This is a genomic window from Saccharicrinis sp. GN24d3 (assembly GCF_052400645.1).
Classification (GTDB): domain Bacteria; phylum Bacteroidota; class Bacteroidia; order Bacteroidales; family Marinilabiliaceae; genus Saccharicrinis.
In genome coordinates this window covers 53346-77516 of the sequence record NZ_JBQTGI010000004.1, presented here as the reverse complement: position 1 = coordinate 77516, position 24171 = coordinate 53346, and the positions used below count along the sequence as shown (strand labels likewise).

General features: G+C 39.1%; 16 protein-coding genes. 13 read left to right on the top strand and 3 right to left on the bottom strand.

What is annotated here, in order from left to right; all coding sequences use genetic code 11:
• Positions 1-224 precede the first annotated feature (224 nt).
• From ACT29I_RS06545 to ACT29I_RS06535, 3 genes are all read left to right on the top strand, one after another.
• The gene (locus tag ACT29I_RS06545; RefSeq protein WP_444792994.1) at positions 225-1445 is read left to right on the top strand and encodes a hypothetical protein; all 1221 of its coding nucleotides are present in this window, start codon (positions 225-227) and stop codon (positions 1443-1445) included.
• Between the two features lie 444 nt (positions 1446-1889).
• Positions 1890-3410 carry a Dabb family protein gene (locus ACT29I_RS06540; protein WP_444792993.1) on the top strand — a complete coding sequence of 507 codons (1521 nt, stop codon included), beginning with the start codon at positions 1890-1892 and terminating at the stop codon, positions 3408-3410.
• Between the two features lie 355 nt (positions 3411-3765).
• Positions 3766-4983, top strand: a complete 1218-nt coding sequence (locus ACT29I_RS06535; protein ID WP_444792992.1) for a glycoside hydrolase family 117 protein — start codon at positions 3766-3768, stop codon at positions 4981-4983.
• Positions 4984-5174: 191 nt separating this feature from the next.
• Here the strand turns inward: ACT29I_RS06535 and ACT29I_RS06530 are convergent, their stop codons facing one another.
• Positions 5175-6350, bottom strand: coding sequence for a DUF6786 family protein (locus ACT29I_RS06530; RefSeq protein ID WP_444792991.1), 1176 nt, complete (start codon positions 6348-6350; stop codon positions 5175-5177).
• Positions 6351-6685: 335 nt separating this feature from the next.
• Between ACT29I_RS06530 and ACT29I_RS06525 the strand changes: the two genes are divergently transcribed.
• From ACT29I_RS06525 to ACT29I_RS06490, 8 genes are all read left to right on the top strand, one after another.
• Complete coding sequence (locus ACT29I_RS06525) at positions 6686-7465, top strand: enoyl-CoA hydratase/isomerase family protein (RefSeq protein WP_444792990.1); 780 nt, start codon at positions 6686-6688, stop codon at positions 7463-7465.
• 44 nt (positions 7466-7509) lie between these two features.
• Positions 7510-8955, top strand: coding sequence for an aldehyde dehydrogenase (aldA, locus tag ACT29I_RS06520; RefSeq protein WP_444792989.1), 1446 nt, complete (start codon positions 7510-7512; stop codon positions 8953-8955).
• A 414-nt stretch (positions 8956-9369) separates the two neighbouring features.
• Complete coding sequence (locus ACT29I_RS06515) at positions 9370-11907, top strand: glycosyl hydrolase 2 galactose-binding domain-containing protein (RefSeq protein WP_444792988.1); 2538 nt, start codon at positions 9370-9372, stop codon at positions 11905-11907.
• Between the two features lie 309 nt (positions 11908-12216).
• Entirely contained in the window at positions 12217-13371 is a 1155-nt protein-coding gene (locus ACT29I_RS06510) for an ABC transporter substrate-binding protein (RefSeq protein ID WP_430934183.1), read from the top strand.
• A 67-nt stretch (positions 13372-13438) separates the two neighbouring features.
• Complete coding sequence (locus tag ACT29I_RS06505) at positions 13439-13798, top strand: four helix bundle protein (RefSeq protein ID WP_444792987.1); 360 nt, start codon at positions 13439-13441, stop codon at positions 13796-13798.
• A gap of 67 nt (positions 13799-13865) precedes the next feature.
• Positions 13866-15011, top strand: a complete 1146-nt coding sequence (locus tag ACT29I_RS06500) for a CaiB/BaiF CoA transferase family protein (RefSeq protein ID WP_444792986.1) — start codon at positions 13866-13868, stop codon at positions 15009-15011.
• An 85-nt stretch (positions 15012-15096) separates the two neighbouring features.
• Positions 15097-16251, top strand: a complete 1155-nt coding sequence (locus ACT29I_RS06495) for a CaiB/BaiF CoA transferase family protein (protein ID WP_444792985.1) — start codon at positions 15097-15099, stop codon at positions 16249-16251.
• 358 nt (positions 16252-16609) lie between these two features.
• Entirely contained in the window at positions 16610-16951 is a 342-nt protein-coding gene (locus ACT29I_RS06490) for a Dabb family protein (protein ID WP_444792984.1), read from the top strand.
• An 89-nt stretch (positions 16952-17040) separates the two neighbouring features.
• Here ACT29I_RS06490 and ACT29I_RS06485 read toward each other — a convergent pair whose 3' ends face one another.
• Positions 17041-17799: an IclR family transcriptional regulator gene (locus ACT29I_RS06485; RefSeq protein WP_430934187.1), complete on the bottom strand. Its 759-nt coding sequence runs from the start codon at positions 17797-17799 to the stop codon at positions 17041-17043.
• Between the two features lie 253 nt (positions 17800-18052).
• On the opposite strand from ACT29I_RS06485, the gene ACT29I_RS06480 reads away from it, so the two are divergent.
• Both ACT29I_RS06480 and ACT29I_RS06475 read left to right on the top strand, forming a co-directional pair.
• On the top strand, positions 18053-20569 hold the full coding sequence (locus tag ACT29I_RS06480; RefSeq protein ID WP_444792983.1) for a beta-mannosidase: 2517 nt from the start codon (positions 18053-18055) through the stop codon (positions 20567-20569).
• Between the two features lie 429 nt (positions 20570-20998).
• The gene (locus ACT29I_RS06475) at positions 20999-22360 is read left to right on the top strand and encodes a T9SS type A sorting domain-containing protein (protein ID WP_444792982.1); all 1362 of its coding nucleotides are present in this window, start codon (positions 20999-21001) and stop codon (positions 22358-22360) included.
• An 83-nt stretch (positions 22361-22443) separates the two neighbouring features.
• Here the strand turns inward: ACT29I_RS06475 and ACT29I_RS06470 are convergent, their stop codons facing one another.
• Positions 22444-24168 carry an ABC transporter ATP-binding protein gene (locus tag ACT29I_RS06470; RefSeq protein ID WP_444792981.1) on the bottom strand — a complete coding sequence of 575 codons (1725 nt, stop codon included), beginning with the start codon at positions 24166-24168 and terminating at the stop codon, positions 22444-22446.
• Between the last annotated feature and the right edge of the window lie 3 nt (positions 24169-24171).

Genomic DNA, 24171 nt, shown 5'->3' with positions numbered 1-24171 from the left:
GGCCCCGTGATAATCTCGAGGACAGTTCTTCGTAAATTACTTCCGAAAACATGCATAGGGCGTTAGGCTTTATTTAAGGGCAGACTGTTAATCAGGGAATTATTTGTGAAATGATTTAGAATATTTATATTTGATACGATCAAGATGGAATGATTTATGAATCCGACACTACGCGTACAAGTGGCCATTTGCACATATTAAAAGTTCATTCAATTCAAATACAAATGATGAATATAAAAAGAGTATACGGATTTTTAATGGCAATCCTATTCTTAACGTCATGTTCTGCAGAAATTGATATTGAAGACAATACCACTTCAACGGCCCTTCAAGGGTCTTGGGGAGCTCGGTTGTATGTAAGAGGAGGTGAAACGTTAGATGATTACGTTAAGCCCGATTCCGATGGTGGTAGAGGTTATGATTATGTGGCGGGAGCTAAAGAAATAATAATCAGTTATCCAACTATGGGACATATTGTAACCAATGCGACGAATAATGCAAAAGCACATTTATGGACCTTAAGAACAAATGAAAATGTAGATGTTGTAATGGGAGCTTCAGGCTCTGTTATAGATGAAGAATTTGTACCGAGCTTAGCAAATGAACACGTTATTATTGATGTCATTAATGAGTTTAAAAATGCAAATAAAATAGTGATTTTGTATTTAAACGGAATGAGCCCTGCAGAAAGAGCAACAGCAGATGGAGCTGCCGCATGGAATAAATATGTAGATAATTACTTTGCTGGTAACGAACATAAAGCCTGGATGAATTTATGTGAAGGTTACATAAAACGTTTCGCTAAAATGGGAGTAGATGGTTATTGGATTGATGCTTTTTCAAGCTATCCCGGTGACGATACTGAAAGAGAAGAGTTTGTGCAAATGATACGTAATGTTGATCCGGATATCATGATATCGACAAATTATGAAAAGGATTATTTTACAGATGAAAACGGTGTTCAATTAAAGGTGGATAGTGATGGTGTTGATGATGCAAAGGATATTGATTATAAAATAATAAAACTAACAGCTAGGGATCCTTGGTCAGACTTCACAGCTGGACATATTACACCTTTAGGACAAGGAGCACCTCCTAACTCCTGGGCTTACGAAGAATTTACAGTGCCTGACATTCAATCATCACCTGTAACGTCATATGATGGTTCTAAACAAGCAACAAAACATTTATTCTTACCTATAAGGTCAACATGGTCTAGTGAAAAATCTGATTTAATGTTTGAGGGAGAACAAGCTTATCGATTTGTAAAAAACATTACAGATGCAGGTGGAGCCGTTACTTTTTCAACAACTACAGATACGGACGGTACTACAATGGAAGATGAGGAAACTGTTTTGAAATACGTTAATCAACAACTTGAAGCCAATGCCGCTCCATCGGAATATGTTCGTCCTGAAGGAGCTTTTCTTGTTGGAGAAAAATAAACATAACTAACAAAATTTGCTAACAATAATATGTATAGCAAATAAGGCGACTAGTAGGTTATTGAAAGGATGTTCTCCGAAAAAACACCGCCGAAGCTTTTGCTTCGCCTCCGATACTCATTAAGTTAGCAGTTCATACAATGGCCTCGGCTATTGGCACTTTGATGATTAGTCCCTTTCTAATTCGGCTACTATTTGTGCACTTTAATGTTGTGGTGTAATCACCCTATGAGCTTAAAAAGCTATTGATTTCGGAAGCTGACGTCATAATGAAACTTGAAAAATTGCATGAAAATAAGTGAAAAAGTGAATGTTGTAGTTTGTAGCGAATCAGTGATGTGTTTTTGCCTTAGTTAGGGTAAAATAATTAGCTTTGTTATTAACAAATAAACTGTTTAGATGTTATTGTAAAGACTAGAAAAAATACGACAAATTATGAATAGCATGAAGAATTTAATTCTATTAATCGTCTTATTATGGTTTCAAATTGGATATTCTCAGGTTTGTGATAATCTAACGCTCTACCGAACAGATTTTAAGAATGTTTCAGGTAATAATACTGTTTCTATTACAAGCTATGAAAAAAATGGCAAGTATTATGTATATGCTGGAGGTGAAGGAGATGTAGATGTTTTTAGCCTTAATGCACAAGGGAAATTAACGCATGTAGAAAAACAAGAACTGTATAAAAAGAAAGGGCCGGCAAGAGGAATGGTTGCCGATAACATCAAGGGAACTGACTTTCTATTTCTGGCCAATAAGTTTGGAGATGCCATCGAAGTATTTAAAATATTAGATGATGGAGCTTTGGAACAGGTGTTTATGATACACGACAACGAGGATATTCATATTGGCATTGGTATTACATTGCAGGTAATTCATATGAAAAATGCCTCTTATCTTTTTGCGGGAGGTTTAGAAGAAACACCGGGCTTAAGTTGTTTTTTGATTCATGAGGACGGAAAACTCACCCATGTTCAATCGATGAAGGATGATGACAGAATACATACCGATGGCATAATAGGCATGTTTGTTCATAAAATAGATGGAAAAACCTTTTTGTATACAGGAGGATTTCAGGACAACGGTGTAAGTAGCTTTAGAGTTTACGACAATGGAAAATTTAAAAACATTAACAATATAAGCGATAATACTACCGACAAATATTTAACTGGAACTTATCCTGTTAACGGAGCTAAGATAGGAAGCAATTACTATGTTATTGTAGGGCATAGGCACCATAAATACTATACAAGAAAGGGTTTTATAAAAAAGACAGATTTCGTATATCATGGCGACGCGCTCAGTGTTTTTAAGGTGAATAAAAAGGGAGAGCTCGTTCCTCATTCGGTCTTAAAGGACGACGAGAATACAAAGCTACAAGGGCAAACAAGAATTGAAATGGTCTCGGTAAACAACAATGAAGCTATTTTGGCAGTAGGCACACGAGATGATGCAAGTATTCAGTTGTGTAAGTTGAATGAGCAAGGCATATTAAGTCCTATTAATTACCTGCAAACCGGCTTCCCCGTCTATTATGGGTTAAGGTCGCTTACAATTGAAGATGACAATTTCCTCGTTGCAGGTTCTATTCAATGGGGCTTAAGAAAGATTGCAGCTTATAAGGTTGGTTTAAAAGACCTCAGTGCTTCCGGTAAAGTATTAAGGCATGTGGTTAGTTTTAGATTCAAAAAGGATGCTAACCAGGAAAAGGTTAATGAAGCTTTAGCCATGTTCGGAAACCTAAAAAATGAAATACCCGAGATAAGCAAATTGGAATGGGGATTAAACAATAGTACAGAAGGGCTTAGTAAAGGTTTTGATTATTGCTTTACTATTACTTTTAACGATGTACATGCCCGAGAAATTTATGTATTCCATAAAGCACATTTAGCGGCAGGTAAAAAGATAATGCCACTATTGGATGATGTTTTTGTTATGGACTATTGGAGTGATAATGAATAGACAAATATGGAATAATACAGAAATAATAACATTTCCCCCAATAAACGTAAGCAATCAAATGCAAATCATTCCAAATGACCAGACGAATCTATTCAATTTTAACAGGACACCAGTGATTAAATAATTATACATTGAATTAAAAAAACGACAGTTTAAATTTTTACATGAGGAAAGCAAATACCCATCATAAGCTTGTCTAAATTCATGGAGTTCTCATATGCCACCCCTTTAATTATCAAATACACCTTGCGTTTTCATATACCCCGTATTTAGGGTAAATATGCAGCTCTATAAGCTGCAGGTGTTCATCTATATTTGTTTTTGAATTATTGCGAATGTAAATCAAAAAAAGTATATGATGAGAAGGATTAAATCTACTATGTGGATGGCAATAACGTTGGTTTTTGCGGTATCATGTCAAAATAAGGAAAACAACAATGAAAGCTGTTGTTCTTCGGAAAAAGTTGAAGTTACGGATATGCAAATGGACAAGTTGGGTATCACCAATCGTGAATACTTAAGTGCTGCTTCTAAAAGAGCACTTCAATGGCCTGAATTAGGTAACGATTGGTATATTGAGTTTGAGGTGTTTGACTTGAAGGGAGATTTTGCTTATGAAGAAGGCGTGGTTCGGAGAGATCCTAGTGCCTTAATTAAGGAAAACGGGAAATACTATGTTTGGTATACCCGAAGCACGGGAAAAACAGATGGCTTTGCCGGTGATATTGAAAAAGATAAGGTTTTTCCCTGGGATAGATGTGATATTTGGTATGCCACCTCAGAGGATGGAGTAACCTGGAAAGAAGAGGGGCCTGCCGTATTGAGAGGTGAAAAGGGAGAATATGACGACCGATCCGTGTTTACGGTAGAAATTATGAAATGGGATGGTAAGTATTACTTGTGTTACCAAACAGTCAAATCACCATATAATGTGCGGGTTAAAAATCAGGTGGGTTTGGCTTGGGCTGATTCGCCAGATGGACCATGGACAAAATCAAAGGACCCCATATTAAGCCCAGCTGATAATGGTATTTGGGAAGGCGAAGTGCAAAACAGATTTAAGGTAAAGAAGAAAGGTGATTTTGATAGTCATAAAGTACACGACCCATGCATTATTCCCTACAAAGGGAAATTTTATTTGTATTATAAAGGGGAGCAAATGGGTGAGGAAGTTACTTTTGGCGGACGTCAGATACGTCACGGAGTGGCTATTGCTGATAATCCTAAAGGACCATATGTAAAATCACCGTACAACCCCATTAGTAATAGTGGACATGAGATTTGTGTGTGGCCATATAATGGAGGTATTGCTTCATTGATTACAACTGATGGGCCAGAAAGAAATACAATTCAATGGTCGCCTGATGGTGTTAATTTCGAAATTCAATCGTCGATAAAAGGTGCCCCGCATGCCATTGGTTTAAATAGGGCGGCTGATAATGAAAAAGATCCAACAGAGGTACTACGTTGGGGGCTTACTCATGAGTACAGAACATATGATTGGCAGTATATCCGAGGTTTTCGTTCACGTAAAGTAAAAAACCATACCGCAATAGGGGAAGAAGGGGAGTAAGCTCAGTGGTTCCGGTTGTTAGTCAGATCTTTTTAAGGTGCTGTCTCGGATAGTGGAAACAATGACTATTGCTTGTCTGTTTTCCAAAATATAAGGCTACATCAATGTTTTTAACAGGATGTAGCCTTTCTTGTTTAGTGCAATCATTTTTTAGCTTAAGGTAGACATGTATTGTCATCTTCTTTCAAAGACTACTTTAGGATTTCTGATAGCTTAATGATAGAAACGCCCAAAACTTGATTGGCAATATTATCCAGATATCCTTCATCTCCTTCAAAATGATAAATGCTGTGCATGTGATACATTTCCTCACCAGGTTGCAACTCTTTGGCACTCGATGAGGTTTCCAACTCATAAAAAGGCCAAGCCCTGTCGAGTGATTCATTTACTTCGCCATTAAATATATTGATAACATCACCTTTGTATGGTTTTTCATGTCCCCATTGGGAGTTTACATACAAGGAGTCTTTAGTGAAATGATATTTCACAATGGTTAATAGATTTATTTCAGGCGAATAACTTCCAAATACATTTTTACAATATTCGGGTTGAATCCCTATTTTGTTCATGTAAGCGGCATCTGCCTTGTAATAAACAATGTTGTCTTTTATTATAACTCTCGTGCTGTTTAAAGGAGTAAAATAATTGCTTACCGAATCAATATTGGATTGGCTTGGAATAATTACTGTAGTAAGGGGTGTTGGTAATATACATGAAATATCCCAAACGGAAAGCAGACCGTTTTCTTTGGTCCACTGTTCCTGGTTCATGTTTTTAATCCAGGTTTCTGCGCTAAACCCAACATGTGATATATGTTCGTTTAACTGAATATTTAGTTCTTGTTCTATGTTTGTTTTGTTCTTCAAGGATATTTTTCTTTTGGCATCCACTATAAAATGATAACTATTGGCATTTCTTATGGTCATTCTATTGCCATAGGTAATGGAATGTTTTGTTTTAGCGATGGGCTTGAATAAATTCGTATCTAAGTCTGGCGAAACGTTTATAGTGTGTGCATTTTGAGGGGTGTTAGGAGCAAAAAAGATGGCATATTTCCCGATTTCGGGGCCAAACCACATCCGGCCTTCGCCTCCAAGTTTGGTAAGATTGTTTAATGAAGATCCTTTGCCCATTAAGCCTCTGTTAAAATATCCCAGGCTTCTACCATTTATTCCTTTTGTAGTGCTCGTGAATATTCTCCCTTGATAAGCCCCGGATGCCGCAATCATAGCATCTCCATCCTGCAGTATGGTTAAGTCTTCCACGGATTCCAATAGTTTTAAATCCTCCCTGAAAGTAGTAATTGCAGATTGTTTATTGCATCCAATTGCGACAAGTGATAATAGTGTTAAAATCAAAGTTTTCATAAGCCAATTTAATCTGGTAATCATTAATAGAATTCTGATTGAGAATTTTTATAAAGGATATTTTTCGAATAGTATGAATTATAATAAGTGTCCCTATTTTTCAATTACCCCCGGAATTGTTTCAGATACCCCCGTCCTCCTCTCACAAATATCTGTACATTGTTTTATCGATACCAAATATTCATATATAAATTTTGTTTTCAAAACTAAAAGACATTTCTTTGTGTTCAAATATGAATATAGAATTTATATATCAAAATTAAATAAGGGGTTTAGACTTGAGTTATTTGAGTTTATTTAACGAAATTAGAAGGAATCACACTAAGCAGCGCAGCATGGAACAAGCAAATGTTATAACGTTAGAAAAGAAAAATAGAGTCGGTTATGTTATTGTTAACCGTCCTAAAGCGAATTGCTACGAAATAAATTTTCATAAACAATTGAACGCTTGTCTCGATCAAGCCAATGCTGATAATGAAGTAAAGGTGATAGTTGTAAAAAGTGCCTTGGAGAAGTTCTTTTGTGCTGGTGCTGATATAAAAGTTTTTGAAGCCAACACGGTAGAGGAAAACAAAGAGATGGTGGTAAACGCACAAATTGCGGCCAACAAATTATCAGAAAGTAAAAAGATAACCATTGCAGCCATTAGTGGTCACGCATTGGGCGGAGGACTGGAACTGGCCATGGCTTGCGACCTGCGTCTGGCTGCAGAAGGAAACTACTTCCTCGGTCTGCCTGAAATTAAACTTGGACTTATTCCCGGCAATGGAGGTTCGCAACGACTGATTCGTTTAATTGATAAAAGTAAAGCCTTAGAGTTATTGATAACAGGAGATAATATTGGGCCTCAGGAAGCTTTTGATATTGGCCTGATGAATCATCTTTATAAGAAAGAAGAATTTGCTGATAAGGTGGAAGCTTATGCCGAGAAACTGGCCAAAGGACCGCTTGAAGCAATGGCAGCGGTAAAAATATGTGTCAATAAAGGATTGGAAATGTCTTTAGAGGACGGATTGAAATTGGAAAGTGAAATGGTAGAACCATTATATAACTCGGATGACGCCAGAGAGGGCAACCGGGCTTTTGTAGAAAAACGTGACCCCAGATTCAAATAAGCGACTATCTAACAATAGATGTATAACGCTTAAATATCAAAAACGTGGAAATAAAAAACTACAATTGTTACATTAACGGAGAGTGGATAGAGAAAAGTGTAGGTGAAAAGATTGAAGTAGAAAATCCTGCAACAGGTGAGATGTTTGCAGCCATTCATGTAAGCACCATTGAAGAAACGCAGCACGCCTTAGAATCGGCTGAGAAAGCGCAGTTTGCCTGGCAAATGTTACCCGCCAATGCGCGCGCACAATGGTTATACAAAATAACCGATCAGCTGGAAGAGGAGAAAGATCACTTTGCGAAACTATTGGTGATGGAGCAGGGAAAAACCCTAGCCGAAGCTTATGGCGAAGTGGCAGATACCATTCGTTATATCAACTATTCGGCTGAAGCTGGACGAAGAATTCAGGGGGCTGTCTTTCCCTCCGATTTACCCAATGAGCATCTTTCGATTCACAAAGTGCCTTTTGGTGTTACGGTGGGATTAATGGCTTTTAACTATCCATTGGCTTTAATCGGTCGTGAAATCGGTCCTGCTTTGATAACGGGAAACACCATGGTAATTAAACCATCTGAACAGACGCCTGTGACAGCTGCGGAATTTTGTCGAATCGTTCACAAAGTGGGATTACCAAAGGGAGTTATCAACATGGTTGTTGGTTACGGTCACACAGTTGGCGCTCACCTGGTTGAAAACCCAATTACCAAATTGGTTTCAATGACGGGAAGCACCTGTGCCGGTCAAGCCATTTATAAAGGAGCTTCTGAAAATGTTGCCGGACTTGTTTTAGAGTTAGGTGGGAAAGCCCCGTTTATGGTAATGGATGATGCAGAAATTGATAAGGCAGTTGAAGCAGCTGCGATCTCTCGTTATGCCAATTGCGGTCAGGTTTGTATTTGTAACGAAATGGTATTTGTGCACGAAATGGTTGCCGATGAATTTACGGATAAGCTGATTAAGCGTATCCAAAAAATAAGAGTAGGCGACCCGATGACCGACGTGGACATGGGACCAAGCCTAAGTGCAAAGGCGCTGGAAAGAATGGATGGAATAGTAAAAGAAAACGTGGCACAAGGTGCCGAACTGGTTTTAGGAGGCAAACGCCCTACAGGAGCCCAATTCGAAAGAGGTAACTGGTACGAGCCAACTTTGCTAACAGATGTAAAGCCCGACCATGCGACAGTACAAGAGGAAGTTTTTGGACCTATCCTACCCATTGTTAAGGTTTCGGGATTCGAAGAAGCCAAAGAATTGTTGAATAAACGTGATGATAGCCTATCGTGTTATTTATATACGCAGAATCATAAAAATATTATGCGTTCCATTCAGGAATTCCAGATAGGAACCATTTTTATCAATAAACCCATAGTAGGTTATATCCAAGGGTTCCATTCAGGACATAAAAAGTCAGGAATCGGCGGTGAAGATGGTATTTATGGAATAGAGCAATACTTGCAAAAGCGAACAATATATATGAACTATGACTAACAGGCAGTTTATAGTTGGCAGTGAGTAACAAGTAAAGAAGGCTCTTCGCTTTGGCCATGAGGACTAGGTGAAGTACTATTGCGCAGCAATAGGGATTTATATAATATGCGGATCAAGAGTTGAACCCTTTCAGGGTACCCCGACTACATGATTATGTATCCAAGGGTTTCACCCGTGGTTATTCATAAAAAACCCCATTCGGTTTTTTTTATGAGGCTTGATTATATCTTTCTTGATATAAGAATTTATATAAATCAACCACGAAGTGGTTAAACTTTGAATAACCCTGGGTGAAACCCAGGGAAAAAAGGCAATGGAATCACAACCCTGAATGGGTTGAACTTTTATTCTAACCCTTGATTCGAATATAATAATAAGCGGTATTGCAAAAAGAATATTTAATTAACAATAGCTATGCAAAAAACATCTATCCAACAAATTATCCTTGCCCTTATGGTAAGTATGTTTGTTTTAACGGCATGGTCGCAACCGAATACTACTTTTGCCAAGCAAGAGGGTAAGGACAGGGTTCGTGACCTGAGTGGAATGAAATGGAAGTTTAAAATGATGCTTCCGGGAGAAGGAGTTAAAAAAGGATTACACAAACTACCTTCAGAGGATATTGAAACATTGGTATGGAACAATGCAAGAGTTCCTGGTGATGTGTATACGGATTTATGGAAAGCCGGTGTTATTGATGACCCATATTTTGGCCGTAATAATGTGAAGGCTCAATGGGTACAGCAATATGAGTGGTGGTATTCGTATCAATTTGATATGAAAACCCTGCCTGAAGACGAAATTGTAGAGCTTGTTTTCGAGGGGGTTGACTACAGTTGCGAGGTTTGGTTGAACGGTCATTGTCTGGGTAAACATGAAGGTGTATTTTCAAAGTTTTCTTTTGATATAACTAAGGCTTTACGGACCCATCCATGGGATGCCCAAAAAGGAAGGAACATGTTGATGGTGAAATTAGATCCGCCGCCACAGGTTAATGCCTTTGTAGCTGGAAAAAAAACACCTTGGTTTGGTGATTATACCAGGGATCTGACTCCAATTGGCATCTGGAGACCCGTGAAAATGGTACAAACAGGCAAGGTTCGTTTTAAGGATGTTTATGCCCATCAACAACTTAATAAAAATGGTTCGGCAGATGTTAACCTTGAAATAGAGGTTGAAAATACTTCTGATCAACCCAGAGAAATGACTTTTGAGGCCGCTCTTAACGGTAAGAACTTTAAGATGAAGGAAATAAAAGTTGAATTTACAAAAACTATTAAGCCAGGGGTTAGCAAAGTGGAAAAAAACATCCATTTGGCTAAACCAATGCTTTGGTGGCCATGGGACCTGGGTGATCAAAACCTTTACGTAGCTGATTTATCTGTTAAAGAAGGAAAAACGAATCATGATTTTAACAAAACGGTCTTCGGAATCCGCGAGGTAACCATGAAGTGGAACCCCGGCTTCAAAAAAGATGTGGATGTAACTTATCCTCGTTCAACGTATATCAATGGTAAATTTCATTTCATCCGTTCAGCCTGTTGGGGTGGACCACCGGATATCTTTGTGGGAAGAACGAATCCGGCAGAATACAGGAAATTGATTAAAATGGCTAAAGAAGCCAATATGAATAACATCCGTATTTTTGGATGGCACCCACCTGAAATTCCTGAGTTCTACCAGTATTGTAACGAAATGGGTATGACCATCTGGCAAGATATGATTCCATTGGGGACAGGAAATATTCCTTCCGATGAGGAAAGCCTTGGTGCAATTTTTAATGAAGGTGTGAAAGTGGTGAAAGAAAGAAGGAACCACCCATCGCTTATCATGATGGAAGGTGGTGAAGAAATGTTGTTCCGTACCCGCGACCCACATTTTGGACGTAAGTTCCTGGAGCGGTTAGGAGATTCACTTCAAGCGCATGTTGATCTGCCATATGTGCCGGATTCACCGATGACTGACCCGGTTGCTCAGGAAGCTGGTTTTAAACCTAAAGAAGCGGTACATGCCTTGCGTTATTTCTACGAAATGGGACGTTGGTTGCACGAAGACTGGTACCAGACGCATTGTGATGGCTATCCTATCGTACCGGAGTTTGCGATTACTTCAGTTCCTTCTGTTGAAAGTCTGAAGAAGTTTATTCCAGAGAACGAGATGTGGCCTCCGGGACTAAGCTGGGGACACCACTGGGCCGATTTAACCCGTCTTCGTATGCAAAACTGGGATGTTTTTGGAAGCGAAATGAAAGGTTCATTGGAAGAGTTTGTAAATGCAACCCAAGATGCACAAGGAATTATCTTCCAAAATGGTATTGAACACTTCCGTCGCGATAAGCCTAATTTGAGTGGTATTGCACTTTGTCACTATATTACATATTGTCCGGATATGAAGTGGGGAATCGTAGATAACTATCAGGAAGCTAAGCGTTCTTATTATCTGGTTCAAAAAGCTTACCAGCCCTTATTAGTGAATTTTGAATTCAAAAAACGTCGTTGGGATAACAAGGAGCCATTTGTAGGTAACATCTGGGTGGTTAACGACTTATACGAAGAATTCAAGGATTGTAAAATAAAGTTCGAGATGACAGATGAGTCCGGTAAGGTATTGTCAACAAAAGAATTTGAGGTAGCAAAAATTGATGGGAACAGTGCCAAATCGTTCTTTGCTATTGAAGAGGAAGTATTAAAAACTGTAAAGGATAAATTCCATGTAAACCTGGAGTTAATCAACAAAAAAGGTGAGATGATTTCTAAAAACGATTATTTCTTCCTGATTGGCGACCAGGAAGCTGCCAGAAAGAAATATAATGCCTGGAAGGACGAACGTGTAAAACAAGAAAACCTGCACGGTCGTTATGGTTCGTACTATCACTTCTTTGAAGAATTTACTGAGCAAGGGGGCAAAAAATACGAAAGCGGAACGCAAACACCTAGAGCAATAGGGTTTTAGCAGGCATTCTCCAGTAAGTAGTTGTTAATATGTAAAATATGGTTCATGGTTCTTCCCTTGACGATGAGGTCGGGGGAAGTACTTCATCACAGATGGAGGAATGGGGGTGATTGCCCTGGGCTCATCCTAATCATAATACCGACGCATCACTATGGAGTTAATCATATGCAATAACTTTGTGTCGTCATTCTGTCGAACAGGTAGGGAATCGCTACCAATCGTATTTTTTTAAAAAAACATTATTTGAACCCTATATAGGATGTCAAACAGCCACGCTTACACCTTAATCTATATCAAAACAATTATATAATGAACAACAATAACATACAATTAAAAGGAATTACCTGGAACCACAGCCGTGGATTTACTTCCATTGTGGCCTGTGCCCAGCGATTTTCTGAACTTCATCCGGGAGTAGAAATTTCATGGGAGAAACGCTCATTGCAAGCTTTTGCGGATGAACCCATTGACAAACTGGCCGAACGTTATGATTTTTTAATCATCGACCACCCTTGGACAGGCTTTGCGGCCCGTACAAAAGTAATCATTCCATTAAGCGATTTCTTAACCAAAGAGTACATAGAAGATCAGGCAGCTAATTCAGTTGGTAAATCCTACGAGAGTTATAATTTCAGCGGTAAGCAATGGGCATTGCCAATCGATGCGGCTACCCCTGTGGCTGCCAGTCGTCCTGATTTATTCAAAAAAGAAGGCCTGGAACTCCCTAAAACCTGGGATGATTTAGTGGTGTTGTCAAAAACAGGAAAAGTAGCAATACCAGGAATCCCTCAGGATACCTTGATGAGCTTTTATATGGTGTGCTCAAACTTAGGCGAAGATGTATGCGTAAGTGAAGATAAGGTAATTTCGGATGAAGTAGGTATTAAAGCTTTACATATGCTGCGCGATTTAGGCAAAAACATTAAAGCAGAGAATTTTGACTTCAATCCAATTAAGGTCTACGAAAAAATGACCTTGACAGATGATTACTTATACAGTCCTTTTGCTTATGGTTACACCAACTATTCTCGCAGAGGTTACGCCCGCACACTTTTGAAATTCCATGATATGGTTGAGATTGACGGTGTTGGATTAATCACTACTTTAGGAGGAACAGGACTGGCGGTTTCTGGCAAGTGTAAACACCAGGAAATGGCTGTTAAATTTGCCGAGTATGTAGGCTCTCCAGAAACCCAAAAAGGAATATTCTTTGCCAATGGCGGACAGCCAGGACATAGGGCGGCTTGGTTAGACGAGCAAAACAACGCGGATACGATGGACTTTTTCAAAGATACTTTGCCTGCCTTAGATCGGTCTTTTTTACGTCCACGTTACCATGGCCATATGTACTTTCAGGATAGAGCAGGAGCTCCTATTCGTGAGTACATGATGAATGGCGGTGATGAAGTGAAGTTACTGGCAGAGTTGAACGGTTTATACAAGATATCACTTGGAATTAGTTAACTTAGTCTTCAGTCCACAGTAGGCAGTCAACAGTCTATTTACAAACGACAACTGAAAAATGTAAGCTATGGGTTTCAGACAACTAATTGTATATCAAAAGGCATTGAGTTTAGCGATGGAGGTATTTGATATTACGAAAAGTTTTCCCGCTGAAGAAAAGTATTCTATGACTGACCAGATTCGTCGTTCTTCTAGGTCTGTATGTGCAAATATTGGAGAAGCCTATCGGAAACGTAAATATCCGAAACATTTCGTAAGTAAATTATCGGATTCTGATAGTGAAAATACGGAAACACAGGTTTGGTTGGATTTTGCTTTGGAATGCAAATACATCAATCTGGAAACTTATAACTCGTTAAATTCAAGATGCGAAGAAGTTGGAAGGATATTGAATTACCTAATGAATAATCCAGGTAAATTCCAATAAAAGGTATTTCCTGACTGAAGACTGAGAACTGAAGACTGTGGACTAATAAAGCATTAAATAAATAAAAATGAAACTACCCCTACGCGGAATAACCGTATTAGAATTCGCACAATTTATGGCAGGGCCTTCGGCAGGATTAAAAATGGCCGATTTAGGTGCCCGTGTTATAAAAATTGAACGTCCGGGCACAGGTGAAGCTGGCAGACAAATAGCGATTAAGAACTTGTTTATCGACGAAAGCAGTATGGTTTTTCATACCGCTAACCGAAATAAACAGTCGTATGCTGCCAATCTGAAAGATCCGCAAGATTTAGAAAAAGTTAAAAAGCTAATCGCCCGTGCAGATGTGATGACGCACAATTTTCGACCTGGGGTGATGGAGAAGATTGGGCTGGATTATGACACGGTTGCAGCCATCCATCCCAAGATAGTTTATGGGGTGGTGAGTGGTTATGGTCCGAAAGGCCCATGGGCAAAAAAGCCAGGACAGGATTTATTGATTCAGTCCTTATCGGGTTTTGCCAATTTATCGGGTAACCAAGATGATAACCCAACCGCAAGTGGTCTTGCAACATCGGATATATTTACGGGAGCTCATCTGGTACAGGGCATTTTAGCGGCACTAATTCAACGCACAAAAACTGGCAAGGGAGCTAAAGTTGAGGTGAGTTTGTTGGAATCTACCCTTGATATCCAATTCGAGGTGATTACAACCTATCTGAATGATGGCAATACACTTCCTGTGCGAGCTAAACAACGAAGTGCCCATGCTTATATTGATGCTCCATATGGAACGTACAAAACCAAAGACGGACATATTGCTTTGGCATTGATCCCACTGGATGCGCTTTTTAAATCCATGGATTTGATATTGCCGGATGAATGGAGAGAAAGGAGCTCCTGGTTCGAAAAGCGAAACGAAATTATGGCCTACCTCGCAAACGAACTTGCTCAAGAAACCACAGCCCACTGGCTGGGGATTTTTGAACCTTTGGATTTTAAGTGCTCCGACGTATATACGTACGAAAAATTGTTAAACCACCAAGGTTATAAAGCATTGCAGATGGACCAGAAAGTGGAAACCAGCGATGGTTTAACAATGAAAACAACCCGTTGTCCGATTCGAATCGATGGAGAAAGGATTTTTAACCGTAAATCAGCTCCAAAACCAGGTGAGGATAATGTGATTATTGAAGAAGAATTTAATCTTTAGTCTTCCGTACGCAGTCTTCGGTCTTCAGACTTCTTTTGACTATCGACTGCCTACTGCTTACTGCCGACTGTAGACTTTAAAAAAAATGGATACAAAAAACAAACCCCTTAGCGGCACATTAGTCATCGACTTTAGCCAATACCTGTCGGCTCCTTCAGCGAGTTTGCGCTTAGCCGATTTGGGTGCCAGGGTAATTAAAATAGAACAGCCCGAAAAGGGAGATTTAAGTAGAGAATTGATTTTCTCTAACTTGACTGTCAATCGCCAGTCTACCATGTTTATGGCTGTGAATAGAAACAAACAAAGCTATGTTGCGAGCCTGAAAATAAATGAAGAACGCAGGAAGGTTTACAAGTTAATTGAACGGGCAGATGTGGTCATTCACAATTTCCGTCCGGGCGTAGCCGAGCGATTAGGTATTGATTACGAAACCATAAAAGGTATCAATTCAAAAATTATTTATGCCGAGCTTTCCGGTTACGGAAAAGAAGGCGTTTGGAAAGATAAACCGGGTTTGGATTTGCTGATTCAGTCTATCTCGGGATTGACGCAACTGAACGGAAATGATGGTGCTGGACCGGTTCCAATTGGTTTGGCTGTGGTCGATATCTTGTCGGGAGCCCACTTGTGCCAAGGGATCTTAGCTTGTTTATATCGCAAGATAACGACAGGGGAAGGGGGGCGTGTTGAGGTCAGTATGCTGGAGTCTGCTTTAGAGTACCAGTTCGAATCTATCACGGCTTTCTTCCGCGATGGAGGAGAGCCGACTATCCGACCTAAGAACAACTCAGCACATGCTTATCTGGGAGCACCTTATGGGATTTACCCTACGCTTAACGGATTTATCGCATTGGCCATGGGACAAATCCCGCATTTAGGAGAGTTGCTGGGCTGTGATGCTTTACTGCCGTATACCAAAGTGGATGAATGGTTTACTAAACGGGATGAAATAAAGAATATTTTAGGACAGCACCTAAGTTCTAAAAACACTGCCGACTGGTTAGCCGTGCTTGAACCAGCTGATATTTGGTGTGCAGAGGTAATGGATTGGAAAACGCTGTTTGACACGGAAGCATTCAAGATTTTGGAAATGATTCAGGAAGTAAATATGGGCGATGGTTTTAGCTACAACACCACCCGTTGTCCTATCTCCATCAATGATGAGTTTTTAACTTCAGAAAAGGGATGTGCAGAATTGGGAGAAGATAATCAGGAGATTCAAGAAGAATTTACTTTATAATGACATTTTGAGGTTCTTCCCTTTCCCCAAGACTTGCGGGAGGGGGAAGCACTATTGCGCAGCAATAGGGATGGGGGTTGACATGATTATTATAAACCTAGACCAGCTCAAATTAATAACCACGCTTGTTTTCTCTAAAAAACACGTTACATTTTCACCAAAAACACGTGTGTTTTTTCAAAAAAGACGTGTGTTTTTTTCGACCTTCCAGAATTCATAAACATGGGGACACGTGCGATATGAAGATATTGTCAAATTTCAAGTTTAATTATTACCAATATATTTATAGCTTGGTTCTCTATTTCTTAAAAAAAACTCTCTGAAATCCACTATTATTGCATTAATCGCTTTATGTTTTGTGGCCTGTAACCAACCTACACAACAAACGCCTCAACAGGTATTGCGTAATGTTGAACTTTTTGAATGGACAGATAGTATTACTCCGCAAAAGATAACCGAATTAATAGAACACTTTGCTTCGTTAAAAAACGAAATTGATGTCATTCAGGATTTTGAATATGGAACTGATGTAAGTGTTGAATGGTTATGCAAAAAAAATATCCAATGTTTTATTGTAACATTCGATTCTGAAAAAGGACGAGACGCATATCTTTCTCATCCCGAACATAAAATATTTGGTGATTCTGTTACACCTTGGTTTAAAAATGTGCTGGTCGTAGATTATATAATTCAAAATTAGATAGAGAATTGATTTCGACAACCAAAGCAATTATTGTCGTATAGTTAATTCATGAGAGCATCACATGGTGCAATGCGTGGACGGAAAGGTTAGAGGATTCCCAACGATTCTCTGATCATACTAACCGTACTTAAAATTTCTCTTTCAATTTCTTCGGCAGAAACCAACTTTCGCATTTGAGAAGTTAAGGTGGATACAGCCAAAACGGCTATTACCTCATTTCTCATGTTAAAAACAGGCGCTGAAAAATCGGTGATTCCTTCGGTAAGCATGCTTTTATTGCTGACACATGGTTTCCCTTTTATTTGAAGTAATTCTGCTTGCAACTCTTTTTTTTCAGCGGCTTTCATGGATTGATAATCATCGCACAAAGACAAAATTTGATTTTTCTTTTGTTCTTCCAAATTTGCCAGAGTCACTTTACCTGATATGGTTTTTTCCAATGGAAATAAACTGCCAATTTCAACAGATAATGAAACTGGGGTTTGACTCTGAACCTGTGCAATAACCATCAGTTTGTTGTGATGCAGTACGCTCAAGTGAACGGATTGGTTAATGCAGTAAGACAAATTACGCATATGCATTTCCGATGCTCTGACCATGGTGTCAACAGGAGAGTGGTGATGGGCTAATTGAAACAATCGGAGCGTTAAGTTATATTTTACCGAAGATGGGTCTTTGACAATGTATCCCCTTTTTTCAAGGTTTACCAGCATTCGGTATATCTCGTTTGGTTTTCGGTCTATTCCGGTGGCAATTTCCAATTGCGATTGTGGAACAGATTGAGCCGATAAAAATTCTAATATATCTAATCCCTTATCAAGAGCAGGAGCATCATATTTAGTCATAACGATAAAATTAATTCAATGTGCAAATTGATTAAAAATCCTTTCTGTTTGTCGGAAATGTAAGTGGTAGAAATACAGTTGTTAATAGCGATGTTTAGTTCGTGTCTATGTGAATCTAACTCGTTAATTATTCTGAATTTCAAAATAGGGGTGCATTTTGTTGTTTTTACACCCATGCAAATATAAAAAATAAGTTCATATTTGAAGTTGAGTAAGGACATTTATAATTGGTTAAGCTAAAAATTTAAATAAAATGAAGAAGATTATTTACCTTTTTTTAATAATGCTACCCGCATTGTTGTGGGCACAGCCCGGAACCATTAATTCTCATACCGAGAATAGTCAGGTGGTTCGTGATTTAGGCGGACATCATTGGAAAATGAAGATGATGTTACCCGGAGAAGGAGTAAAGGAAGGATTGCATGAAGTTCCACCTGCAGATATTGAGACCAACTTTTGGAACCCGGCTTATGTTCCGGGCGATGTTTATACCGATTTATGGAAGTGTGGGGTTATTGACGACCCTTATTTTGGAAGAAACAGTGTTAGGGCGCAATGGGTTCAACAATACGAATGGTGGTACGCTTACCAGTTTAATGTAACTGAAGATATCACAAACCAGGTTGTTCGTATCGTTTTTGAAGGCGTGGATTATAGTTGCGATGTGTATTTGAATGGTACTCATTTGGGGAGTCATACGGGCGCGTTTTCTTCCTTTTCGTTTGATGTAAATGATGTGTTGAGAGTATCTAAGAAAAACATTGCCAGCAAAAATATGCTGATGATAAAGCTCAATCCTCCACCAAAGGTAAATGCTAAGGTGGCCGGATTAAAAACACCTTGGTTTGGTGATTATTGGAGAGACTTGATCCCATTTGGGATAAGCCGTTCGATCAAAATGGTTTCTACCGGTAAAGTTCGTATTCAGGATACCTATGCAAATACTACACTTAACAAGGATGGTACCGCGGATGTGAATATGGAAGTAGAGGTTGAGAACACAACAAACGAACCCAAAGAAATGACTGTGATTGCTTCGGTTCAAGGCAAGAACTTTGAATCGAAAGCTATAACTGCAGAAATAACGCAGCTGGTTCAACCGGGTAAACATAAAATCAAGAAAAATGTCCACATTAAATACCCTCAGCTTTGGTGGCCTTGGGATTTAGGCTTACCCAATTTGTATACGGCTAAGGTGTCGTTGAAAGAAGGCAAGGTAAACCACGACGCCAACGAAATTACATTCGGTATTCGCGAAGTAACATCAAAATGGAACCCCGGTTTTAAAAAAGGAGTTGATGTAAGCTTTCCTCGCTCGACTTATATAAACGGTAAGTTTCATTTTATCCGTTCCGCTTGCTGGGGAGGACCACCGGATATTTTTGTGGGAAGAACAAACCCGGCAGAGTACAAAGAGCTGATTCGGTTGGCTAAGGAAGCCAACTTGAATAATATCCGGATTTTCGGATGGCATCCGCCTGAGATTCCCGAGTTTTATGAGTATTGTAACGAGATGGGGATGACGGTTTGGCAAGATATGATTCCGCTGGGAACGGGTAATATTCCGCAGGACAGAAAAGGAATTAACAGAATCATGCAAGAGGCCGCATCGGTTATTAAAGAACGTCGCAATCATCCATCTTTAATTATGATGGAAGGTGGTGAGGAAATGTTGCTTCGTACGCAGGACGCGCATTTTGGGCGTGCTTTCCTGGAAGAGCTGGGCGATACGTTGCAGAGTTATGTAAATCTGCCTTATGTGCCGGATTCGCCCTTGACATGCGAAGTTTCCAGAGAAGCGGGTTACAAACCTAAGGAGGCTAAGCATGCCCTGGCTTATTTTTACGGCATGGGGCGATGGCTAATGGAAGATTGGTTCAGAACACTGGATTATCCCATAATACCTGAATTCGCCATTACTTCGGTTCCTAACGTGGAGAGCTTGAAGAAGTTTATCCCTGAAAACGAAATGTGGCCTCCCGGGTTGAGCTGGGGACACCATTGGGCCGACCTGGACAGGTTGCGAATGCAAAATTGGGATAGCTTTGGAGATGAAAAATTGGGCTCGTTACAGGAATTTGTAGATGCTACGCAGGATGCGCAGGGAATGATTTTCCAATATGGAGTCGAATATTTAAGAAGACATAAGCCTAACTTAAGTGGCATTTCACTTTGCCACTGGATTACTTACTGGCCCGATATGAAGTGGGGCATTATCGATAACTATCAACAGCCTAAGCGTTCGTATGAGTTTGTGAAACGTTCGTACCAGCCATTATTGGTGAACCTGAACTTCGAAAAACGACGTTGGCACAAAGAGGAATCCTTTCAAGCTGAGATTTGGGTGGTAAATGATTTGTATAAAACTTTCGATAAGAGTACGGTTGAGTTAGAAATCAATGATGAAAAGGGGAATGTTATCAAGTCATCAAAATATGATGTTAGTGAAGTAACTGAAAACAGTGCTAAAAAGTTCTTTGATGTGGAGGCTGATGTATTGTCGAAAGTGGAGAAGCAGTTTATGGTTCATTTAAAAATGAAAGATAAGTCAGGAAAAACCATTTCTGCCAACGAGTATCTGTTTTTAATTGGCGACCAGAAAAAAGCATCGGCTCAATTCAAAGAAATGGGCGAAGAGTCACGTAAGCGAACTGGTGAATTTACCTATGGTAACTACTTCCGCTTCTTCGAAGATATGGGACGCAAAAATGGGAAAGATTACGAAAGTGATACAGAACACCCAAGAGCGACGGAGTATGAGAAAAAGTAGTTTCTAAAAGAATATGTTAAATTAAAAGCACCCATGAAGTAAATACCTTATGGGTGCTTATTTGTATGGCACTATATCTTTTCTGTAACTTGTGATATGCGTTTATAGTAAGTGCCTTCAATGCTTTGTTATGTATATTTCATGCTTACTTATTTTTAATTTCATGCGTTAAACCCATGAGTTGATGACAGCTACATATGAAGCTGTTCTTTTGTGAATCGCTAATTCAGCAATACATATTTTTCCAAATGAAAAGAAACTAAAATTTACAGATATTCATTTAACTGTGTTGGTTTCCTGTTAGATGGACGTTTGGGTTATCGGATGGCACCATATAGAATCCATTTTGCCCCCTGTAATAGTATTTATGATTGTATAGTTTTATAACGCAAATTTTAAGCGAGATAATACTTCAGGGAGGAAATGATCATGATAAAAACTACATTAAAAAAAATTACTGTTGGCTTAATGTTTATTTGTTTTTCGGGTATAACCTTAGCCCAGGATTGGAACGATATCCCGGTGCCTGCAGATGCCGGAGAAGGTAACCGGTGGCAGGTTCAGGATGAAGTTTCCGATGATTTTAACTACACTTTTGAGGCAGCAAGTTCCCTAACTACCATCAATAACAAGTGGACCAACTTCTATCATAACAGCTGGGATGGTCCAGGGACAACCTACTGGCAATACGACCATGTTTCGGTGGATGGCAGTGACCTCGTGGTTCGGGCATCCAGAAACCCAAGCACTGCCAAGATGGGAGTTCCTGGAATAAACGCAGCTTGTATCACCTCAACCAACCGGGTAAAATATCCTGTTTTTGTAGAGGCCAGTATTAGCGTGGCAGATATCGTGTTGGCTTCGGATGTTTGGTTGCTAAGTGCCGATGATACACAGGAAATAGATATTATAGAATGTTATGGTGGTGCCGATGAGGGTAATGGTTTCTTTGCTAAATTTATTCATATGAGCCATCATTCTTTTATCCGAAATCCTTTCACGGATTATCAACCCACCGATAACAACAGTTGGTGGCAAAAAGATGGAGTTACCAGTTGGGGCGAATACTGTTGGAACAGCGGTACAAGAAAATATGTACGGGTTGGGGTTAACTGGATCAGTCCGTTCCATTTTGAGTATTATGTGGATGGTGAACTGCAAAGGGTATTATACGATAAGGCCTTTGCTACAAAAAAAGCAGGCACTTGGTATTATACCTATCCAACCATGACCAACGGGGTATTGGATAAAGATGGAGGGTATCAAAAAGTCATTCAGCATTCAACCAGCACAAACTATGAGTTTAGCAGATTAGAAGCTGCCAGTAACACATCGTCAGTTAGTGTCATTGATCCATATGAGTACCAAAACGGTAACGGTTTCACCAAGGAGTTGGATATTATCATTAACGTAGAATCGCAGGACTGGCATGTAAATGCCGGCAGAACACCCACAGATGCGCAATTGAACAACCCGGCCAAAAATACCATGAAAGTGGATTGGATTCGGGTCTGCAAACCTGTACAGAAAACAGGGGTAAAACTTACCAAAAAGAACAGCCTGCGTTTATTTCCCAATCCGGTAAAAAACGATTTATTTATAGAGAAAGAGAGCGGTGACAAATTTGAGAAAGTTCAGGTTTTATCAATGACAGGAACAGTTTTGTATGAAGAAGCAGTAAACCCTGATCAAAACAATTACCGGATTGATGTTAGCTTTCTATTGCCGGGTATGTATATTATCAATCTGGAAGGTAAGATAAGGGCAACGCAGGTTTTTGTGAAGGTTTGAGTGTGTTTTGGGAAATGAAAATACCTGAAATTCTTGTGGGTTTCATACTTTCACCGATATTAATACGTGTGCAATCATGGTAATTAAAGCTGAACAATTTGATTGGCATAATGCAGTACATTTTGTTTTCGTGAAACCATAAAAACGATATCAACTTTATTTTTACTTTTGGCGATAATATATTTGATATCTTCTTCATCTAATGAAGAGAAAACTTCATCCAGGATTAAAATTTTAGGTTGGTAGATAAAAGCTCTCAGGAAAGCTACTTTTTGTTTCTGCCCATCAGAAAGGTTGATGCCGTCTTTACCAATAACCCAGTCCAGGTGCGATGTATCTTTTAAGCCAATAAACTGAATAAATTCTTTCTCTAAATTCGGGGAAATTGTGCAGCCGCTGTATTCTATGTTTTGACGGATACTGCCGTTAACCATTAAGCTGTCGGTACCCAGGTACAAACAAAGTTTCCTTTTTTGCGCAAGGTTCAAATCGCTCTTGCCATTAAATAGTATTTGCCCTTGGGTAGGCGCATAAAACTGGGGAATAAGGTTTAATAAGCTTGTTTTCCCCGAACCCGTTTTCCCTCTGACGCCAACGATATCACCTTTTTTAAATTCGTAGTTTAAGTTTTTAAATACCGACCTTTCGTCATCGGGGTATGAAAAACTTACGTTTTGAAAGCTGACATTTTCTATTTGATCAGCCTTATCTTTTATCTCCTGTTCTGATCCAACTTCTTCATCTTCATCAAGCAAATGGAATATTTTTTTAGTGCTCACCAAAGCAACATGCAGTTGCCCCCAAGCCTGAGCTACCTTTTTTACAGGTTTGTATGCGGTTTTAACCAGGTATAAAAAGAATACGATGTCGCCTAAAGTACTATCGCCCTGCGCTAATTTATAGGTGTAAAAAATGTAAACCACGGACAAAACAATCATACCCAGAAAATCGCTGCCGGGATTCAAGGCAAACTTTAGTTTAATAAGCTTAAGGTTGTGTTTGTAATTTTCTACTACCAAATTATTAAAGGCTTCCACTTCCTTGTCTTCCTTTTTATAAGACTTGACTAGTTTTATTCTGTTAATTTTTTCTTCTAAGTAAGCCGTATAATCACCAACGTTATCTGTTATTTTCTTACTTACCTTTTTTATATGTTTTGTTATTCTGTCTATCAGGATTAGTGAAAGCGGGAAATAAATGATGGTGAACAACGACAATTCCCAGCTCATATAAAACATAACCGGAATAAATATGAGCAGGTATATGGATACCCGGGCTACTTCAATCAATAAATCAATAATTTCGTTTAATGTTGCAACATCATAGGTTATTCTGGAGACAACATCGCCTGTTTTATTTTTATGAAAGAAAAAATAGGGTAGACGTACTACTTTAGCATAGATATCGGACTTAAAATGAAGAAGTATTTTCTGTGTGGCAGCATTCATAAATACCCTTCGCAAATAGTTAAACAAAGACAATAAAAAATACAGCCCTACAAATATCAGGCATAACATTAACATGCCCTCTAATATTTCATCCTGACCTTTAAGAGTTTTATTAAATATTTTTATTTTTTCATCGGTAATTGGGTTTTTAATACTGTATTTTGCCGGTAGTTTCATGTTTTTAAGAACACCATCAGCAAACGTTCCCGAGAATTTGTCAATCAAATCAATCAGGAATTTAAGCATCGAACCAGTAAACAATTCCACAATTCCCATTAAAAGCGTAGCAAGTACCCCAAGGGAAATAAGTTTTTTTTGTTTTGCTATATATTTAAATAGTCTTCGAGAATTGCTTTGCATTTT

Bases quoted from the DNA above. Each gene is read 5' to 3' on its own strand.
- ACT29I_RS06480 (WP_444792983.1), top strand. From the start codon at position 18,053: ATGAAGAAGATTATTTACCTTTTTTTAATAATGCTACCCGCATTGTTG.
- ACT29I_RS06525 (WP_444792990.1), top strand. From the start codon at position 6,686: ATGGAACAAGCAAATGTTATAACGTTAGAAAAGAAAAATAGAGTCGGT.
- ACT29I_RS06475 (WP_444792982.1), top strand. From the start codon at position 20,999: ATGATAAAAACTACATTAAAAAAAATTACTGTTGGCTTAATGTTTATT.
- ACT29I_RS06495 (WP_444792985.1), top strand. From the start codon at position 15,097: ATGGATACAAAAAACAAACCCCTTAGCGGCACATTAGTCATCGACTTT.
- ACT29I_RS06540 (WP_444792993.1), top strand. From the start codon at position 1,890: ATGAAGAATTTAATTCTATTAATCGTCTTATTATGGTTTCAAATTGGA.
- ACT29I_RS06470 (WP_444792981.1), bottom strand. From the start codon at position 24,168: ATGCAAAGCAATTCTCGAAGACTATTTAAATATATAGCAAAACAAAAA.
- ACT29I_RS06515 (WP_444792988.1), top strand. From the start codon at position 9,370: ATGCAAAAAACATCTATCCAACAAATTATCCTTGCCCTTATGGTAAGT.
- ACT29I_RS06485 (WP_430934187.1), bottom strand. From the start codon at position 17,799: ATGACTAAATATGATGCTCCTGCTCTTGATAAGGGATTAGATATATTA.
- ACT29I_RS06535 (WP_444792992.1), top strand. From the start codon at position 3,766: ATGATGAGAAGGATTAAATCTACTATGTGGATGGCAATAACGTTGGTT.
- ACT29I_RS06510 (WP_430934183.1), top strand. From the start codon at position 12,217: ATGAACAACAATAACATACAATTAAAAGGAATTACCTGGAACCACAGC.
- ACT29I_RS06505 (WP_444792987.1), top strand. From the start codon at position 13,439: ATGGGTTTCAGACAACTAATTGTATATCAAAAGGCATTGAGTTTAGCG.
- ACT29I_RS06500 (WP_444792986.1), top strand. From the start codon at position 13,866: ATGAAACTACCCCTACGCGGAATAACCGTATTAGAATTCGCACAATTT.
- ACT29I_RS06530 (WP_444792991.1), bottom strand. From the start codon at position 6,350: ATGAAAACTTTGATTTTAACACTATTATCACTTGTCGCAATTGGATGC.
- ACT29I_RS06545 (WP_444792994.1), top strand. From the start codon at position 225: ATGATGAATATAAAAAGAGTATACGGATTTTTAATGGCAATCCTATTC.